The organism is Mesorhizobium sp. WSM4976 (assembly GCF_029625685.1).
Taxonomy (GTDB): Bacteria; Pseudomonadota; Alphaproteobacteria; order Rhizobiales; family Rhizobiaceae; genus Mesorhizobium.
In genome coordinates, this window is sequence record NZ_JARTVT010000090.1 from 1 (window position 1) to 1377 (window position 1377).

A 1377-nucleotide genomic window follows, 5' to 3' on the forward strand; every position below is an offset into this window, starting at 1 on the left:
TTGATGGGATGGACCGCCCCCCTCGGATCTGCAGAAAATGGAGGGCAGCCTACCATGCAACAAAGGAGCCCGTGATGTCTGTCGTCAGCGTCGGTATCGATCTCGCCAAGTCCGTCTTTCAAATCCACGGTGTGGATGCTTCTGGGCACGCAGTTCTCCGACGGCGGCTTGGTCGCCGCGAGTTGCTCGTCTTCTTTGCCAGGCTTTCGCCGTGTCTCATCGGGATGGAAGCGTGCTCGAGTGCCCATCATTGGGCTCGCGAGTTGAGCCGTTTCGGCCATGACGTGCGGCTAATTCCACCCCAATACGTGAAGCCGTACGTCAAACGGAACAAGACCGATGCGGCCGACGCCGAAGCGATCTGCGAAGCGGTTGCAAGGCCGAACATGCGGTTCGTGCCTATCAAGACGCGCCAGCAGCAGGGCATCCTTGTACTGCATCGGACCCGATCGCTGCTGGTGCGGCAGCGCACGGCTTCGATCAACGCCGTTCGTGGGCTGCTCAGCGAGTTCGGGCTCGTGGCCGCCAAGGGGAGCAGCAGGATTGCGGAACTGCGTCGGCATATGGAAGGAATGGAGCCGGACCTGCTGCCGGAGGAGGCTCGGGAAGCGCTCGGCAGTTTGTTCGACCATATAGACGCCCTCCAACAGCGGATCGCCGCAGTCGACGGAAAGATTCTCGCTTGGCACAAAACCAGCGAAGAAAGCCAGCGCCTGACTTCCGCTCCGGGAGTGGGACCCGTGACTGCGACGGCAATCATTGCGGCGGTGGGGGATGGCCGGCAGTTTCAGTCGGCACGGCACTTCGCGGCCTGGCTCGGGCTCACGCCCCGGATTCAGGCGAGTGGCGGAAAGGAGCGGATCGGCCGGATCAGCAAAGGTGGTGATCGATACCTGCGAACGTTGCTCATTCACGGCGCCCGAGCGGTCGTGGGCACGTTGTTCCGCAAGGACGTCTCACCTCGCCCCTGGTTGGTCGCACTCGTTGGCCGCAGGCCGGTGAACGTGGCGGCCACCGCTGTCGCGCACAAGACGGCTCGCGCGTTGTGGGCGATGCTCACGCGTGCTGAGACTTACCGCCGACCCGCAGTGTAGCAGTGACGGCGTAGTCGGACCGGATCGGCGCCGCCGGAGGACGGCGCTGGCTTGCGAGGGTAAGCGAATGTGATGGCAAACCGGTCGGACCGGGTTCGGCAAAGGTCCCTTGAATGATGCGAGCCGGGACGAGCTCGTCCATTTGTCTGGCCGCCGATCCGCGAATACCATCAGGGCCTGCGGCCGTGCGGCTGCATATCCAGGCCGGATACACGACTGCAAGCACCGGATCCGTCATCACCGTTTTAATTCCCTTGCAAATCAGGGGCGGTCCATACACATC

The 1377-nt window shown here is 63.0% G+C and carries 2 protein-coding genes; one reads left to right on the forward strand and one right to left on the reverse strand.

Annotation, left to right across the window (positions count from 1 at the left end):
- Positions 1 to 74: 74 nt before the first annotated feature.
- On the forward strand, positions 75 to 1094 hold the full coding sequence (locus P9272_RS35805; protein ID WP_278164922.1) for an IS110 family transposase: 1020 nt from the start codon (positions 75 to 77) through the stop codon (positions 1092 to 1094).
- Here P9272_RS35805 and P9272_RS35810 read toward each other — a convergent pair.
- On the reverse strand, positions 1057 to 1377 hold a 321-nt coding region (locus P9272_RS35810), incomplete at its 5' end, for a hypothetical protein (protein WP_278164924.1). The two genes, P9272_RS35805 and P9272_RS35810, sit on opposite strands and share 38 nt — an antisense overlap.

Excerpts from the sequence above, each read along its gene's own strand:
- P9272_RS35805 (WP_278164922.1), top strand. The coding sequence starts at position 75 with ATGTCTGTCGTCAGCGTCGGTATCGATCTCGCCAAGTCCGTCTTTCAA.